We start from the raw sequence: 15,847 nt of genomic DNA, 5'->3' as shown, positions 1-15,847 counted from the left end.
GGAACCAGCAATGGCCTGCAGATGTTGCCAAACTTCCACCTCCTGTGGCATTTATTCAACACCCCGCGGGGCAGTTAGGACCTGGCCGTGGGAACACCGCCGGGGACATTCATCGAGTGCAAGGCGTCGCCCGACTCCTCGACAAACAACCACGAAAGGACCTTGTATTCAAACCACATGATGCCGAAGGCCACGCCGATCATGGCAAGCCCGGCCCAGTCGTGAATGACTTGATGCCAGAATTCCTTCTCCGCCGAGTGCTCCACCGCCAGGTAAAGCAAGGCGGTAGCAGTAATGCGGATCACATTGGTAATAATGGCAATCGGCAGCGCGCTGATCAGCAGGATCAGCTTCTCCCACCAGGGACGTTCGATAATCAGCACCAGTGCAATGACCATGGCCGAAAAGATGGTGACCATTCGCATGCCAGCACACGCACCGACTACTTCCAGCGTCTGCTCGAGCCCATCGACGTGAATCTGCGAACCAGTGCGGTGGGCGATAACGCCGAGCACCTGCAGAATCGTCGTGCTGGCCATCGCAGCGACACGCTGCAAACTCCACAGCAGCTTTCCTTCTACGATCGAAGGAATCGGCATCATAAAGAAGAGAAACAGGATCGAGGCCCACATCCGCCGAATCAGCGGCATGCCCCCGACCATCAAGAACACCCCGACCATCGCTGGCAGGAAGGTATACCGGTCGATCGGCAGATTATCTCGGTAGGTCCCGAAGAGCCGTATGGCCAGGGAGACCATCACCAGCCCTGCGCCGATCCAGCGGTCCATTGGCCCGAATACCTCGAACTCGTGGAACCGGAAGACGACCCCCAGGCAAATGAGCAACGAAACGGCATACAGCACCCAGCCAATGGCGTGGAACCCCAGCATGTAAACGGTCAGGGATACCGCCAGCGGCACCCCCACGATCATCATGTTTTTGTTTTCCTGGTCGCGATCAATCGCCCCCCCCAACGGCTTACGCTGGCACCACATCAGAAAAATCGCTAGCAGCGGGATTATCCACCCGTGCGAGTAGGTGTCGTCGAGCCAGAAGTCTTTGACAATCGTGAAGCTATTCCAATAGATCCCAATCAACAAAGCCATGCCGGTCAACAGAGCGACCAAACTCCAACGCTGATCGGCAGGAGATTGGGGCTGCAACTCCGACGAATTGCCGATGAAACTGACGCCTTGAGGAACCGAGGTGCTGCTCATAGTGGTAAAAGAGAGAGTCTGAACGTTGGGGACTGGATGACGGGTATCGCAATGATTTCACCCTTGCTGCGTAAACAAGGGTGTAAATTGGCTAATGTTGTTTCTGGGTCGAACTCCGCGGCGATTCTGGGCCTCTCGTAACAGGACCATCCCGCCGGGTAGCCGGCCGTTGGTGGGCCTCGCCGAACGATATCTCCCATCGTTCGATTCGACCCCAATTGGGTGTCCGCGAGGCAAGTTCCGTCTTCCTGGACTCTACCACTGGTAAGGCTACCAGGGTCAACGGGACCAAGCCCGCTGGGAACCGCCAAGGGGCGAATCCCGAGCCTGCTCGCTGAGAAGGCAACACTCCCCAGATCCATCGACAGACTCGATCTACCCACCCTAAGGGTAGATCCTGGGAACGGTCGCGTTGAAATTGAAGATAAGCGGGGTGCAAAATTCTGTCAAACAGCGGAAAACGGTCGAACAGCGGGTGTCGCATGGTGCTCGTTCCGGGGAGAAGAGGCCACAATCCAGTGGAAAAGTAAGTGTTTCCGGTCGACGAAACGGGGATCTACGAGCCTGCAGGCAGCGGCACAGCGTGCTTTATTAATCTTTGCCGCTTGCCAGCCGTGCCAATTATCGCGGCTGTACCGTGGCCCGGTTGTTGGTTACGCAGCCCACAAGCGGATGGTTCGCGGGAATCTGCCGCAATTCTTTGCCACCACACCGGCTGCTAGCAAAAACAACTTTCGTTCGAATCGTGGCGATTTCCGAATCGCAGGCAAAGTTGGCGAGCGACTCTACCGATTATTACGAATGTGACGACTATGCCGGTCGAATTGACCCACCTGCGCATGAACTGTTGCAGGCGCGAAAACACGCTCCTCACGCAGAATCACCTTTTCCACAGGCAAACGGGGCCATGACGAACATCCACTTTTCCTATCGCCGCCCATTGATGGCCGCCCTCGGGCTTCTGGTTCTTGCGACCACCGGGTGTACCGCTTTTATGGCACCACGCGAACCGTTCCCCATGAACCCGGTCCAAGGCCCCCCGGTGAATCCGGCTGGCCGCGAGAAGGACATGGTGACTTTGCCACCTTACGTGATCGAACCACCCGATATTCTACTGATTAACGCGGTGAAAATCGTGCCCAAGCCGCCCCACGTCATCGAACCGTTCGATGGTCTGCTAGTGCGTGCCATTGGTGCGGACGATCAGCGCGATCCCATCGGCAACGCCTACTTTGTGGACCCCGAGGGCAAGATCGACCTCGGCCCCAGCTACGGCCGCGTGGAAGTCGCCAATCAGACGATCGACGACGCTCAGGAATCGATTCGCCGCCACCTGTCGCAGCTCTACCCCGGCGTGGAAGTGTCGGTGTCGCTCGGCGTATCGGCCGGGGCTCAGCAGATTGTCGGCGAGCACCTCGTCGGTATGGACGGCCGCGTGAATCTCGGCACCTACGGTTCGGTATACGTAACCGGCCTCACCGTGGAAGAGGCCAAGGCTCGCATTGAAGAGAAGCTGTCGGAGTACCTGGTGGACCCCGAAGTGGTGGTCGACATCTTCAGCTACAACAGCAAGAAATACTACATCATCACTCAGGGTGCTGGGTTCGGCGACAACATCGTGACGGCCCCCATCACGGGCAACGACACGGTGCTCGACGCGATTGCCTCGATCGGCGGTTTGAGCCAGCTTTCGAGCACGCGAATCTACATCGCCCGCCCTGCCCAACCTGGCATGGATTGCGAGCAGATTCTCGAAGTCGACTACGAAGGCATCACCCAAGGGGCGGTGACCGAAACCAACTACCAACTGCTGCCTGGCGACCGCTTGTTCATCGCCGAGGACAGAATGCGTAAGTTCGACGGGGTGCTGTCGCGATTCACGCAGCCCATGGAACGTGTGTTCGGCTTCGTCTCGCTCGGTACTGCCACGCTCAACCGAATTACCCGGTACGGCTTAGGCTCACTGAACTAACGACGCGAAACTGTGTTAAAACTAGAGCCACCCCGCCCGCAGGGTCGTGCGGGGTGGCCTGATTCGAATACCAACCTGGCGAGCCACTGCATCCGCCAGACGCCCCGATGTAAGCGAAGGAACTCGATCGATGACTACCCGCTGTCTTCGTAGAATTGGTGCCGCTTTGGTCCCTTGGGTTGCTACAGCCAGCTTGCTGGCCGCCCCCATCGGTCAGCCTACGCCACCCCCTTGCTCGCCTGAAGGAGTTTGCACTCCAGAACGTCCGACTTGGGGTTACACCAAGACGAAATGGCGGCCTTGGCCTGGCACCACGACCGGACAGTCGCAACCCGGCGAAGAAGCTCCGGTGGGTTCCGGCATTATTGGGCCCAACAAACATCCGGCACCCGAAGCGGAAGACAAGATGGCTCCACCTAAGGTCGAGGCCTTGGAGCCGACGCCTGACGAGCCGGCCGCCACCGACGAAGGTATGGATCTGCCGACCAACGAAGAGTTTGATACCGATGCTCGCCCGGCTCGGCCAAATCGTCCAGCTCCTGCGGCTGAGCCGAATCCGCTGCAACCACCGCGTCCCGCGTTCATGGAAGACTCGCTGCCATTCGGCGGTCCTGGCGATGATGGACCAGCCTTGCCGGGTCAGCCAGCCGCTCCGGCCGAAAATCCTGGTAGCGGACTGCCTTTTGGCCAACCACCTGCGGCTCCCAGCGGACTGTTCGACTCGGGCATGATTCTGCCGCCGGCCAGCACCACGCTCACGAAGACCAATCGCGACGCACCGCCGCAATTGCCGTTTAGCATGCAATCTGCACGTCCGGCTGCACCGCAGCCAGCAGTCGCACGGCCTCGCTACGAAGTAGCCACCGCTTCGATGGTAGTACCAGCCGCAGCGACCGACAGCCGCTCGCAGGCCAGCCAGCCGGCTCAAGCCTCGGTGATTCCGACCACCAACGGCACCAGCCATAACCGCAACGCTGGATTCCAACAACGCAAAAAAGCCAGCGAACTGGGCGACACACCGCCGCACCTGCCCGCTGGCTTGTTCGGAAATCGCTAAGCAAACGCTCAACGAACACGCTGCTTGCTACTTGATTTAGTGAGCAGCGTGTTCGTGATCGTGCCCAGCCTCGTGGCTGTGTTCGGCATGGGCTTCGTGAGCGGCTTCCACGGCAGTTGTCACCGCGTGGGTAGCCGCGTGCTCGGCTTCGCCTAGTACCGGTTCCTTACCTTCGTAAGCGCGGTACAGGTCGTGAATCGCTTCCTCCAGGGCCTTGGCCGTGGCGGGCTCGGCCGACTGCTTGCACTTCATGGCCGCTACAATCACGCCGTGAGCCGCTTTGAGCTGATCGACGTAGTTCTCCTTGTCAGACTTGATGCGCTGGGCCAGGAAGTACTGACCAATAATCTCTTGGATGTTGCTGGCGTGGGCTTCCTTGGTGCTTACCCAACGAGCCAACTGATTGTGGCCATTCGCGTCGTGGGTGCCCGAGAGTTCTTTGATTTGAGTAATCGCCTTGGCGATGGTCTGGGTATCTTCCAGCATTTCCTCAAAGCGGCGTTCGTCGCCATAGATGCCGCAAGGCACTTGGCAGTGAGCCAGCACCCGGCCAGCGGTAGGAAGCGACATGATCAGGGCGGCGGCAAATAGCATGAAGCGTGTCTTCATTTCGAATACTCCAGTCGTGGGTGAAAGATTCCAAGCAAATCGGAGTCGATTTACGATACTCAAGTATTCTATAGCTTAGAGATGTGCGGTGGGTAGCACTTCCGTCGTCCCACGGGCATCCACAGCTAGCGCACCAGTGGCTTGAATTTCCGCATAAAAAGGGGCGAGGCTCTCGCGTAGGGGGGACACGAAAGCCTCGCAGAAACTGCGGTATTCGGGGAAAGACACCGCAGTTATGCGGTTTATCCGCAGGCAGCAGTGCACCACCCACGGAGTATCGATTCAAGAGATTGTCCCCACACTACTCTCGAGCTAGGGGAAAGAAAACCCCTTAGATAGGGATTTTCTAGCAGATAGGTGCTAATTATTGAGAACCGGTCGCAGCTAATACCCCCACTGGGGAACTAGCCCAGACGGCGTCGCATCGCGACTGCTCCACCCATGAGCCCAGCCAGGGCCACTAGCCCCAGGGTGCCGGGTTCGGCGATGGTCATGGTGTCGACGGTCGTGTCTTGCACACTTAGGGGTTCGGTCACTCGCTTGGTGGAAGCGTCTGACAACAGGTACGAGTCAACCAGATCGTCCTCAGGCTGGCCCAAGGCAACAGCACTCGTGTCGGTGAGATCATCTAAATCACGATCATCCACCACGGCAGCTGAAGCTACCGAGCAGGAAAGAGCGATAATGGCAAAGCCGCAGAAGAGAAGATGCCGACCCATGAACCAATCCTTCACCGTTGCAGTCGTCAATGATAGTGCAGGGCGGACGCACACCAATGGTTGTCCAGTTTGTCGCAATCCTGCCAAACCGTCAGTTACCGCCTTGCTAATTCCATTGAAAAGCATCTGAGTCGTTCCTGCAAGGAATTTCATCCAAAATTCGCCATTATTGCCTTGAGCCGCAGGTGCTAGCGGTCGCTGTCGACCATCTAGCTTGGATAGTCACTATCCGGCTGCCCCTTTATACTGATCAATTTCCGGCCCGGTTCACCGCCACCAATAAACTCGTCTCACCCCGAAAACTGGCTGTACACGCACGATGCTTACCGTAGTGTTACCCGATGGGTCCCAGAAGAAGTTCGATTCTCCGGTCACTTGTTACGATGTCGCGGCCGACATCGGTACCGGCCTAGCCAAGAGCGCGATCGCCGCAGAAGTCGACGGCCGACCAGCCGACCTCCGCTACCAGCTCCCCGAATCGGGGGAGGTGAACCTGCGGATTCTCACCAAGCGCGATCCCGAAGCCCTCGGCATCCTGCGGCATTCCACCGCCCACGTGATGGCCCAGGCCGTGATGCGGCTATTCGACGGCGTGCAGCTCGCCTTCGGCCCGACCACCGCGACTGGCTTCTACTACGACATCTCTGCCCCGCAGCCGATCAAGGAAGAGGACTTCCCCAAGATCGAAGCCGAGATGAAGAAGATCGTCAAAGAGAACCAGAAGTTCGAGCGGCTCGAACAGCCTCGCGACGAAGCCCTGCAGCTCTGCAGCGAGCTCGATCAGAAGTTCAAGGTCGAGCACATTAAAACCGGTCTCGGCGAAGAGTCGCACGTGTCGTTCTACCGCCAGGGTGAGTTCATTGACCTCTGCCGCGGGGTGCACATCCCCAGCACTGGCCACATCGGCAAAGCCTTCAAGCTGCTCTCGATCGCCGGCGCCTACTGGAAAGGCGACGCGAATCGCGAACAACTGCAGCGTCTGTACGGCACCGTGTTCTTCGACAAGCAAGAACTACAGGATCACCTGCATCGGCTGGAAGAAGCCCGCAAGCGCGACCATCGCGTGCTCGGCAAGCAGCATGAGCTGTTCCACATCGATTCCACCGTTGGCTCGGGCTTGATCCTCTGGCTGCCGAAGGGGGCGACCGTCCGCGGGCTGCTCGAAGAGTTCCTGCGCACCGAGCTACGGAACCGCGGATACGAAGCCGTTTACACCCCGCATGTCGGTCGGGTAGAGCTGTACGAAACCAGCGGCCACTTTCCGTATTACAAAGAGTCGCAGTTCGCGCCGCTCTGCGAACACGACGCGGGTGGGCTCGTCGAGTACTGGATGGATCAATTGAAAGAGGGCAACCTCGATCGTGAAGGAGAGGCCAAGCTGCTCGACGCCGCGCGGCTGATGGGCTTCGACGCCGAGATCGATGCCGACTCCCCGGCCGAGGAGCGACTCGCCGCGCTCAACACCTGGGCGCATCAGCACGAGCGGTACTTGCTGAAGCCGATGAACTGCCCGCACCACATCATGATCTACAAGTCGAAGCCACGGAGCTACCGCGACCTGCCGGTCCGCCTGGCCGAGTTTGGCACCGTGTATCGCTACGAACAGTCGGGCGAGCTGTCGGGCATGACCCGCGTGCGGGGCTTTACCCAGGACGATGCCCACATCTTCTGCACCGAAGATCAGGTGGCCGACGAAGTACGCGGCTGCATCGAGTTCACCCTGAAGGTGCTCAAGTCGCTCGGCATGGAGAACTACCGCGCGCGGCTCGGCTTCCGCGATCCCGATAGCACCAAGTACGTCGGCAGCCCCGAGCAGTGGGACCGCGCCGAGAAGGCCATCGAGCAGGTCGCCCGCGAAATGAACCTGCCTGGCTGCGTGCCGGAAGCCGGCGAGGCGGCGTTCTACGGGCCGAAGATCGACTTCGTGGTGACCGACTGCATCGGCCGCGAATGGCAGCTCGGCACCGTGCAGCTCGACTACAACCTGCCGAGCGAGCAACGGTTCGCCCTGGAATACACCGGAGCCGACAACACCCAGCACCGCCCGGTGATGATTCACCGCGCGCCGCTCGGCAGCATGGAGCGGTTCATTGGCGTGTTGATCGAACACTTCGCCGGGGCGTTTCCGCTGTGGCTCGCCCCCGAGCAGGTCCGCGTGCTGACCGTGAGCGACAAGAGCGAAGAGTACGGCCGCCAGGTCGAAAAGCAGCTGACCGCCGCGGGGCTGCGGGCCTCTGGCGACTACCGTGGGGCGAAGCTCGGCGCGAAGATCCGCGAAGCCCAGCTGGAGTTGGTGCCTTACATGTTCGTGGTCGGCGAAAAAGACCGCGACAACGGCACCGTGACCGTGCGCGACCGCATCGACGGCGACCTCGGCGCGATGACCGTCGAAGACGCCCTGGCCAAGCTGCAAGAAGAAATCACCAGCCGCCAGGTCCGCCAAGTGGCCGAACAAACCGTCGGCGCCGAGATCAGCGATAAGGGCGTGGGGAACGAGTACTAGCGGGCAATCCGTAACTACATCGCGTCGAGCAACTCCAATAGTTTGCGCGTCGTGTTGCTGTTGCGGATGGTCACCTGCTGGTACGGCTTGGTGCCGGTGATGCGGGCGTAGGTGGCTTTAGTTTGCGCGGCCTTCACGACCGACCAGAAGATCACGCCGGGTGCGAGGGTGATGGTTTCGATGCCGGGCTTCGGGTCGGCCAGCGCGGCGACCACCTTCTGGGGAGTCGTCCCTCGCATGGTGAACAGCGCGTTGTGCTTTTGCGCGGGATCATCGCCCCACCCGTCGGGCGCGGCGGCAACGGCCGCTTGGTACTTGCGATAGGGCAGCACCACCGCTTGGGCGTCGTAGGCAAACCGCTCGCTGAGCGCGGCCTGCACGTCGTCGGTCAACTGGCGAACACTGCTGGTCGACGAGCGAAACAGGATGTTCCCACTCTGGATGTACGTGCTGACGGTCTCGCACCCGAGGTCCTCGAAGCACCGCCGCAGGTCGTCCTTAGCGATCACGTTCTTCCCACCAACGTTGATACCGCGGAGCAGGGCGAGGTATTTGGTAGTAGCCATGAAAACGATATTTACCCTTTGGATGACTTACAACACGCATCTTCGTTTAGCCCGAAGCCGAAGGCGATGGCTCTGCGTGCTACTCTCTCGTGGGCCGTCGCCATCGGCTCCGGCCCAAACGATTGGAGCTTAATGGTAGGTTTGCCAGCCACCTTTGTCGATTCCAGCGAATGGAGTAACAAACGACCACCCTTGCAGTGGCTTGCCTTCTTTCAAGGGGTTCTCTTCCACGTATCGAATGGCGTTCTCAACCGACTCTTCAGAATCCAGGTAAGTCTTCCACGCATGTTCTCCCCACATGCGAGGCGGTCTACCACCTGACTGTACATAGTTTTGATAAGGATGCAGTCCTCGGTTACACAACTCGCGGCTCGCTGCCCCTTTCAGCAGGTTGACCATCTGTTCCACTTGGTATCGATGGCGTGCTAACACAAGATGCGTATGCTCGGGGAGAATGGCGCAAGCCCAGATCGAGTACTTGCTTCGCTCGGCCTGCTTGGCAAACCCAGCACCCACAGCTTAGGCTTGGCGGCCATCCAGATTGACTGGCTCGTACTTCAGAGCCATGCGGCCCGCTGCTCACGTTGATCTTGCGATAGCTCTTGGCTCGCTCTCGCAGGCTGACCTCTTGAAGGCTTCCCAAAGCGAATGAGCTCCCAGTTCCACACCATGTTCGACCAGGACCCGCGTGGATCGTTGGGGAGCCAGAATCCGTAAGTGGCAAGGACCACATGGTAGCCATGAATCATCGCCCCTGCTCCCCCAAGCATCGAAACACATACGCCACATCGCTCACCATAAAGCCGAGGATGGTTCGGCGGTCGATCAGACCAACGACCGCAACCAGTGACACGGTCTTTCAGAATACGCAACCAGCGGTTCAGCCACAACCAAAAACAGTGGTGGTGCGTGCTTCCATCTCGCTAGCCGTCGCCTGCGGCTCGGGGCTAAACGATTGGGGGATTCGATGCGCGATTAACCAAACAACTCCGTAATCACCGAGCCGCCGTTGGCGATTTTCATCGGGCGGCCGTTGTTCGAGGTGAACGTCGTTTGCAGCGAGATGCCGAGGGCGTGGCACACGGTTGCCATCAGGTCTTCGCTGCTGAAGGGTTGGCTTTCGACTCGGCTGCCGTCGGCGCTGGTTTCGCCGACCGTTAGCCCGCCGTTGATGGGGCCGCCCCCGACAACGGCGCTCCACGCCCTGGCGTAGTGATCGCGACCGGCCGTGGCATTGATGCGCGGCGTGCGGCCGAACTCGCCCATCCAGATCACCACGGTGTCTTCCAGCAGCCCGCGTTGCGACAGGTCCTGCATCAAGCCGCTCATGCCTTTATCCATTTCAGGCAGCTTGTTGTCGAGCGTGGTAAAGCAGTTTTGGTGCAGGTCCCAGCCGCCGAGGTTCACCTCGACAAACGGCACCCCATGCTCCACCAACCGCCGGGCGAGCATGCACCCGCGGCCAAACCCGCTATCGCCATACAACTCTTTGGTTTCGTCCGACTCTTTACCGACGTCGAACGCTTTCATCTGCTCGCTGGTAAGCAACGAGTTGGTTTTGCCAAGCACCTTCGCGTGGTCGATCGCCGCCATCCCGCGACGCTGATTGATAAAGCGTCCTTCGATGGTTTCGAGCAACGCAAACCGCTGGGCCAGACGCTGCTCTTCGATGCCCATGTTCAGATTGCGGACGCGGCCATTCGAGTCGACCTGGAACGGCGCGTAGGCCATGCCGAGGAAGCCTGGGCCTTCGCTGCCGCCGCCGACGGAGACGAACAGCGGGATTTCCATGTCCGACAATTGGCTCTCCATCTCGTGGGCCACGACCGAACCGTAGCTCGGGTGCTGCACGTTGGGATTCGGCACGTAGCCGGTGTGCATGTAGTAGCGTCCTCGCTCGTGGTCCGCTTCGCGGGTGCTCATCGAGCGGATGACCGACAGCTTGTCCATGTGCTCGGCCAACAGCGGCATGCGATCGTTGATCAGCGCATTGCCTTTGGTGGCGATCGGCCGCGAGGGACCACCCGTCGGCGCGCCCGGCTTCAGGTCCCAGATGTCGATCGTCGGCGGTCCACCCCCCATCCAGAGCAGGATCGCGCTCTTATGATTCCGCCGCATGGTGTCGGCCGCCGCGTACACCGAACGGGTGAGCGACAACGCCGGCAATGCCAGCGCGCTGGCCCCTGCCAGGTGAGTCATGAAGTGACGGCGAGTCATTCCGGTCGGCGTGTGGAAAGGAATCATAAACAAGGCTCCAGAGTCGTCGGAGTCGTTGCTGACGGGTAGTCAGCAACAGCCGCTTCTAGGAAAAGGGTTAGGAATCTCGATCTCGATGGCCACTGCGGAGCAACACAACTTTCGCGACGGTTGTTGGCCCCCTCTCCTAACCTCTCCCCGCACGTGGGAGAGGGACGAGAGGAGAAAGTTGCCTTGCTCCTTCGTTGCCGGGTAAAGCCAGGCTAGTGAATCAAAATAAACTCGTTGCTGTTCAGTAGCGCCCACCACACGTCGCGCAGCGCTTCGGGGGCCTGCCCTTCGCGGGCCACCAGCAGCTTGTTGCAGATCACCAGTTCTTCGCGGGCGGGCTCGCGGGCCAGGGCCGCCAGGAACAAGTGGTCGACGCGTTGGGCGTTGTTCAAATCGTCGCTCGTGGCGATCTTATGCAGGAAGCTGCCGGGCTCGCACTCGGTGGCTTTCTTCACCAGGTCGCCGTTCATCATCATCAGCGCCTGAGGAATCGAACCGTTGAACGTGGTCGCCTCGGCATTATCGTCGGTACCGAACGCGGTATTGAACTGACGCAGCCAGCGTTGTTTCATCTCTTCGCGCTGGTCGTAGGCAATCGAATCGGCGGCCGACGTCGCCGTGAGCAGCGACTCGTACAGCTGCTCGGCCTGCATTTGTCGCAGATAGAAGTGGCTGAACTTGGGCCGCGCGCCGAGGTTCGGGTCGTCGCTCTGGTTGTCGCGAGTCATGCGGCTCGACAATTGATACGGCTCCGAAAGCACGATCCACCGCATCAGCTGCTTGAGGTCAAAGCTCGACTCGCGGAACTCCTTGGCCAGGTAATCGAGCAGCTCGGGATGGGTCGGCGGATTGTGCGGGCCCATGTCGTAGATCGGCTTGGTGAACCCGTAACCGAGGAAGTGGCTCCACATGCGATTCACGGCCGCTCGGGGAAACTCGTCGGAGTTCAGTATCAGCCCGGCCAGCTCCTGCCGACGATTCACGACTTCCAGGTAACCGCTGTCGCCAAAGTCTTCGCCTTTGTCGGAGTACTTGTCGGCCAGCGACGAGCCATCGACAAACACCGGGTAAGCGACCTTGAGCTTGCCGTTTCGCAGTTCGTAGTACAGCTCGGCCTTGCTGGGGTCGCCCCCTTCGCCAGCGAAGTCGGTATCGACCACCTGACCGTAGCGGCGATTGTTGTCTTCGCCTTCCATCTGCATGCGTCGCACGCGGGTTTGACGGAAGAACGCGTTGAGTTCCCAGAACTGGTTTTGCTTGTACTCGTTGAATGGGTGGTTGTGACACTGCGTGCAGCCGACCGCCATGCCGAGGAAGATCTCAGCCGTTTTCGACGTGGCTTGAATACCATTCTCGCCGAGCTTGTCGGCCAGGAAGTTGGCCGCCCCGTTGTAGTCGCTGTCGCCTGGCAGGCAGCTACCGGTCGCGGTGACCAGTTCGCTGACCATCTGATCGTACGACTTGTTCTTCTGAAACGACCGCCGTAGGTACTGCTGCATGCCGCTGCGATTGGCCAGCGAACCGCGATCGACACCGCCGGTGCGGCCGATCAGCGTGTTGGTCCAGAGCGTGGTCCAGTTACGGGCGAACTCTTCGCGGTACTCGCTGCCGAGCAACCGATCGACCAGCAACTGCTGTTTGTTCTCGCTGCGATCACTCAGGTAGCCGCGCAACTCGTCGACGGTCGGAATGCGACCAATCAGATCGAGATACACCCGACGACACCACTCGGCTTCCGTCGCGGCCGGCGAAGGCTTGAGCCCCGCGGCCTGCCAGCCTTCGGCGATCGCTCGATTGATCTCGGCCACCTGCGATACGCCAAAGTCACTCGACGGCGCGGCAGCCAACGTTGGCGAAGCCAGCAGCACCGCAACGAGGAACCCGTAGCACGAGCGGCGAGCGACAAGCGAAGTGGAATAGCTATGCATGCGAGGACCTGAAGAGTTGCCGAAGCGACGCGAGTATTAAGGACCTGTAGATACTCTATCGTAACTAGCAGGAAGCTGCCAAAGTTTGGTGACAAATGATTTGTCAAAAAAGCGAGGGGAACCATCGCGCCCCACAGCGGGACGCCTGCAGAAAACCGGTGGGACAAACCCAGAAAAACAGTTCGCTACCAGGGGACGAGTCTATTGCGTGGTGCGGGAAATCGTGTCGCTGAATGTATCACAATTAAACAGGTGTGCAATTTCGATACACTCAAAACGCAACAGGCGGGCCGAAGCGGAGTGTTCCGGTCGCTTCGACCCGCCCAAAAATGTTGGTCACTTCGATGGTCGCGAACGCTCTAGTGGGGGAGGGAGCGAGTTCGCTAAGTGCTAGAGATACCGAAGTTTTCCAACAATTCGCTGCGTTTGCCTCTTCGAATCCGACCCCAGCTCTTCTCTGTTCCAGCCCCGCGACCGCCTGGTCGCTCGACTGATGGGGTGTCGAAGATGATTTACTAATATGCAACAAGTGTGCCAATTGCTTGATGCTCGAAACTCAGTTACAACCACCAGTCGGAACAATATTTCTATTCTCGGGTTACCACAACCCACCACAACTGAGCGACTCCATGTCTCACGCCCCGTTTACCGGCTTCCCGCTTGGCCTGCTGCACTTTCTCGAAGAGCTGTCGCGGCACAACACCAAGCAGTGGTTCGATGCCAATCGCGAACGCTACGAAACCGAATTGCGTCAGCCCGCCCTGCAATTCATCGAGGCCATGGAGCAGCCGCTCAAGAAGATCTCGCCCCATCTGACCGCGGTGCCCAAGAAGGTGGGAGGCTCGCTCATGCGAATCCATCGCGACACCCGCTTCTCCAACGACAAGTCGCCCTACAAGACCAACGTCGGCATCCAGTTCCGTCACGAGACCGGCAAGGACGTCCACTGCCCTGGCTACTACTTCCACATCGACACCGACCAGGTCTTCCTGGCCGCCGGTATCTGGCATCCCGATAACACGACCCTGCGGGCGATTCGCGAGACGATCGACGAGTACCCCAGCGACTGGAAGCGTGCCCGCGATGGCAAAGCCTTCCGCCAGCGGTTCGAACTGTCGGGCGACAGCCTGAAGCGTCCCCCGCGGGGCTTCGGCACCGACCACAAGTACGTGGACGACCTGAAGCGAAAGGACCACATCGCCGTCGCGAACCTCGACTACGACCTGTTGTTCGACAAGAACCTGGCTCGCATCGCGACCGACCACTACCGAGCGGCCAAGGGCTACATGAAGTTTCTCTGCGAAGCGATCGACGTCGCCTGGTAAGGGGTGCGTGTCGGTGAAACTCCCTACATACCCCGAACCACGACTGCTTCGGTTATGATGGTCGATACCGAGTATCGTCAACTTTGCTTGGGAGCTGACGCTAGAAGAATTTGACGAAGCGATTAGCCTCGGTAATTCCCTCGGGCAACAGAATGCGATGTCGCTTTTGTTGCTGATCGATTTTGACGAGCAGAACCGCCTCGCCTGCTGGCACTGGGGCATCGAGCTCACGCACCAACAAACCACTATTCCCCACTTGGGCAACAGGAATGCGCCGACCGCCCTGAATCAGGGTGATGCCGACTTTCGCAGAATGTCCCTTGGCTTGAGCTGCCATGCTTCCCGACAATCAGAGGCTATTTAAGAATGGCTACGACTACGCTAAACGTAAGGGGCGACAGGTTTTACGTCAAGACAGTCCGGGCCATGGAACAGACGGTCATGTGTGGAAAACATCCATTCCATCGGCCATTAAAGCCTTCTACCGCGAGGAGAACTTCTTCAACGAATTGCGGTGCTACCAACGACTACAGTCTCACGGAGTGAACGAAATCTGCGGACTGAATGTCCCTGTGCTCGAAGACTTCGACGACCAGTTATGGGTGATAGAGATTACTTTTGTGCAGGCACCGTATCTTCTCGACTTTGGCAAGGCCACGCTCGACGCTCCGCCACCCTACCTGGTGGACCCTCAAGACCAGCGACGATTTCAAGCCGAGTGGCGCACCGAATTTGGAAGTCGCTGGACAGAAGTAAACGCGATTCTCCATATCCTCCAGTCGAAGTATGGCATCTACTACCTCGACCCCAAAGTGGCCAACATTCGGCTCAGTGCTGAAGAAGACGATGACGAAGATTGGCTGAAGGAACCGGAGATCGACTATACCGAATACGACTGAATCTTCGTTTTCCTAACAAACCAGCAACGATTCTTGTAGAAATTGGCCACCAACTCGGGTAGTATACACATAAACAGATACCCCCGTGGTCGCCACCTACAGGCAGCGAAGCTTGGCTCGGTCGCGGGGACTTAGGATTGTGCCCCCACCCCCGGGGGCAAAACGAATGCCGACCAACGACTGGAGTTTGATCGATGACCCTGAAAAACAAGCGAAAAACGCCAACCTAGGGCCCTCGCTGGCCGAGAATAAAGCCCCCACGAATCGATTTCCCGGTTTTGGGGGCATAAAACCGGCGAGTCCCCGCGTGGTTTCCCTCAACCAACTATCGCCCTGGCGACTGAAAAGTAGAATAGACATCACCAGAGACGGCTGGATGGTCGCTGGCTCACTTCGGTGGGCGAGAGGAAAGTCCGGGCGACGTAGAGCAGGGTGGTGGATAACGTCCACCGGCCGTGAGGCTAGGGAAAGTGCCACAGAAAAGATACCGCCGAGAATGCCGTCTTACGATGGCTTTTCGGTAAGGGTGAAATGGTGCGGTAAGAGCGCACCGCGGACGAGGTGACTCGTCTGGCAGGGTAAACCCCACCCGGCGCAAGGCCAAGCAGAGAGCAGAGTCGGCTCGACTCGTTACGACTCTCGGGTAGGCTGCTTGAGGTGCGAGGCAACTCGCATCCTAGAGGAATGACCATCGGTCGCCACGTGCGACGACAAAACCCGGCTTACAGGCCGTCTCTGGTATTTACAACTCAAACTAGCTCTGCAACCGAAGACTTCAGCAGTCAGCTCTCAGCGGTCGCACCAG

General features: G+C 59.1%; 13 protein-coding genes and 1 other RNA gene. 6 read left to right on the top strand and 8 right to left on the bottom strand.

The window, feature by feature from the left end; all coding sequences use genetic code 11:
• Positions 1-74: 74 nt before the first annotated feature.
• Positions 75-1,217 (bottom strand): exosortase/archaeosortase family protein, encoded by a 1,143-nt coding sequence (locus Pan181_RS00565; protein WP_145244980.1) that lies wholly within the window; start codon positions 1,215-1,217, stop codon positions 75-77.
• 1,018 nt (positions 1,218-2,235) lie between these two features.
• Here Pan181_RS00565 and Pan181_RS00560 point away from each other — a divergent pair.
• Together Pan181_RS00560 and Pan181_RS00555 are read left to right on the top strand one after the other, a co-directional pair.
• Complete coding sequence (locus Pan181_RS00560) at positions 2,236-3,189, top strand: polysaccharide biosynthesis/export family protein (RefSeq protein ID WP_197528744.1); 954 nt, start codon at positions 2,236-2,238, stop codon at positions 3,187-3,189.
• 130 nt (positions 3,190-3,319) lie between these two features.
• Positions 3,320-4,246, top strand: coding sequence for a hypothetical protein (locus tag Pan181_RS00555; protein ID WP_145244978.1), 927 nt, complete (start codon positions 3,320-3,322; stop codon positions 4,244-4,246).
• A gap of 36 nt (positions 4,247-4,282) precedes the next feature.
• Here the strand turns inward: Pan181_RS00555 and Pan181_RS00550 are convergent, their stop codons facing one another.
• Both Pan181_RS00550 and Pan181_RS00545 read right to left on the bottom strand, forming a co-directional pair.
• Positions 4,283-4,855, bottom strand: coding sequence for a superoxide dismutase [Ni] (locus tag Pan181_RS00550; RefSeq protein ID WP_145244977.1), 573 nt, complete (start codon positions 4,853-4,855; stop codon positions 4,283-4,285).
• Between the two features lie 404 nt (positions 4,856-5,259).
• Positions 5,260-5,574 (bottom strand): PEP-CTERM sorting domain-containing protein, encoded by a 315-nt coding sequence (locus Pan181_RS00545; protein WP_145244976.1) that lies wholly within the window; start codon positions 5,572-5,574, stop codon positions 5,260-5,262.
• A gap of 319 nt (positions 5,575-5,893) precedes the next feature.
• Between Pan181_RS00545 and thrS the strand changes: the two genes are divergently transcribed.
• Positions 5,894-8,077, top strand: a complete 2,184-nt coding sequence (thrS, locus tag Pan181_RS00540; protein ID WP_145244975.1) for a threonine--tRNA ligase — start codon at positions 5,894-5,896, stop codon at positions 8,075-8,077.
• A 14-nt stretch (positions 8,078-8,091) separates the two neighbouring features.
• Here thrS and Pan181_RS00535 read toward each other — a convergent pair whose 3' ends face one another.
• From Pan181_RS00535 to Pan181_RS00520, 4 genes are all read right to left on the bottom strand, one after another.
• Positions 8,092-8,643 carry a DUF1697 domain-containing protein gene (locus tag Pan181_RS00535; RefSeq protein ID WP_145244974.1) on the bottom strand — a complete coding sequence of 184 codons (552 nt, stop codon included), beginning with the start codon at positions 8,641-8,643 and terminating at the stop codon, positions 8,092-8,094.
• A gap of 129 nt (positions 8,644-8,772) precedes the next feature.
• Complete coding sequence (locus Pan181_RS26430) at positions 8,773-9,159, bottom strand: transposase (protein WP_231943711.1); 387 nt, start codon at positions 9,157-9,159, stop codon at positions 8,773-8,775.
• A gap of 459 nt (positions 9,160-9,618) precedes the next feature.
• Complete coding sequence (locus Pan181_RS00525) at positions 9,619-10,884, bottom strand: DUF1501 domain-containing protein (RefSeq protein ID WP_231943835.1); 1,266 nt, start codon at positions 10,882-10,884, stop codon at positions 9,619-9,621.
• A 218-nt stretch (positions 10,885-11,102) separates the two neighbouring features.
• Positions 11,103-12,818 carry a DUF1549 and DUF1553 domain-containing protein gene (locus tag Pan181_RS00520; RefSeq protein ID WP_145244973.1) on the bottom strand — a complete coding sequence of 572 codons (1,716 nt, stop codon included), beginning with the start codon at positions 12,816-12,818 and terminating at the stop codon, positions 11,103-11,105.
• A 629-nt stretch (positions 12,819-13,447) separates the two neighbouring features.
• Between Pan181_RS00520 and Pan181_RS00515 the strand changes: the two genes are divergently transcribed.
• Positions 13,448-14,143: a DUF2461 domain-containing protein gene (locus tag Pan181_RS00515; protein WP_145244972.1), complete on the top strand. Its 696-nt coding sequence runs from the start codon at positions 13,448-13,450 to the stop codon at positions 14,141-14,143.
• 100 nt (positions 14,144-14,243) lie between these two features.
• Here the strand turns inward: Pan181_RS00515 and Pan181_RS00510 are convergent, their stop codons facing one another.
• Entirely contained in the window at positions 14,244-14,480 is a 237-nt protein-coding gene (locus Pan181_RS00510; protein WP_145244971.1) for a hypothetical protein, read from the bottom strand.
• Positions 14,481-14,586: 106 nt separating this feature from the next.
• Here Pan181_RS00510 and Pan181_RS00505 point away from each other — a divergent pair, with 106 nt between their 5' ends.
• Entirely contained in the window at positions 14,587-15,042 is a 456-nt protein-coding gene (locus Pan181_RS00505; RefSeq protein WP_145244970.1) for a hypothetical protein, read from the top strand.
• A 364-nt stretch (positions 15,043-15,406) separates the two neighbouring features.
• Positions 15,407-15,783, top strand: an RNA gene (gene rnpB / locus Pan181_RS00500) — RNase P RNA component class A.
• The last annotated feature ends 64 nt before the right edge of the window (positions 15,784-15,847 follow it).

Source organism: Aeoliella mucimassa (genome assembly GCF_007748035.1).
Lineage (GTDB): Bacteria > Planctomycetota > Planctomycetia > Pirellulales > Lacipirellulaceae > Aeoliella > Aeoliella mucimassa.
The sequence above is the reverse complement of the archived record's forward strand: the minus strand, read 5'-3'. Positions and strand labels throughout refer to the sequence as shown.

What these genes read in the sequence shown, in the direction of transcription:
- Pan181_RS00565 (WP_145244980.1), bottom strand. Translation starts at nt 1,217, where the DNA reads ATGAGCAGCACCTCGGTTCCTCAAGGCGTCAGTTTCATCGGCAATTCG.
- Pan181_RS00560 (WP_197528744.1), top strand. Translation starts at nt 2,236, where the DNA reads ATGAACCCGGTCCAAGGCCCCCCGGTGAATCCGGCTGGCCGCGAGAAG.
- Pan181_RS00555 (WP_145244978.1), top strand. Translation starts at nt 3,320, where the DNA reads ATGACTACCCGCTGTCTTCGTAGAATTGGTGCCGCTTTGGTCCCTTGG.
- Pan181_RS00550 (WP_145244977.1), bottom strand. Translation starts at nt 4,855, where the DNA reads ATGAAGACACGCTTCATGCTATTTGCCGCCGCCCTGATCATGTCGCTT.
- Pan181_RS00545 (WP_145244976.1), bottom strand. Translation starts at nt 5,574, where the DNA reads ATGGGTCGGCATCTTCTCTTCTGCGGCTTTGCCATTATCGCTCTTTCC.
- thrS (WP_145244975.1), top strand. Translation starts at nt 5,894, where the DNA reads ATGCTTACCGTAGTGTTACCCGATGGGTCCCAGAAGAAGTTCGATTCT.
- Pan181_RS00535 (WP_145244974.1), bottom strand. Translation starts at nt 8,643, where the DNA reads ATGGCTACTACCAAATACCTCGCCCTGCTCCGCGGTATCAACGTTGGT.
- Pan181_RS00520 (WP_145244973.1), bottom strand. Translation starts at nt 12,818, where the DNA reads ATGCATAGCTATTCCACTTCGCTTGTCGCTCGCCGCTCGTGCTACGGG.
- Pan181_RS00515 (WP_145244972.1), top strand. Translation starts at nt 13,448, where the DNA reads ATGTCTCACGCCCCGTTTACCGGCTTCCCGCTTGGCCTGCTGCACTTT.
- Pan181_RS00510 (WP_145244971.1), bottom strand. Translation starts at nt 14,480, where the DNA reads ATGGCAGCTCAAGCCAAGGGACATTCTGCGAAAGTCGGCATCACCCTG.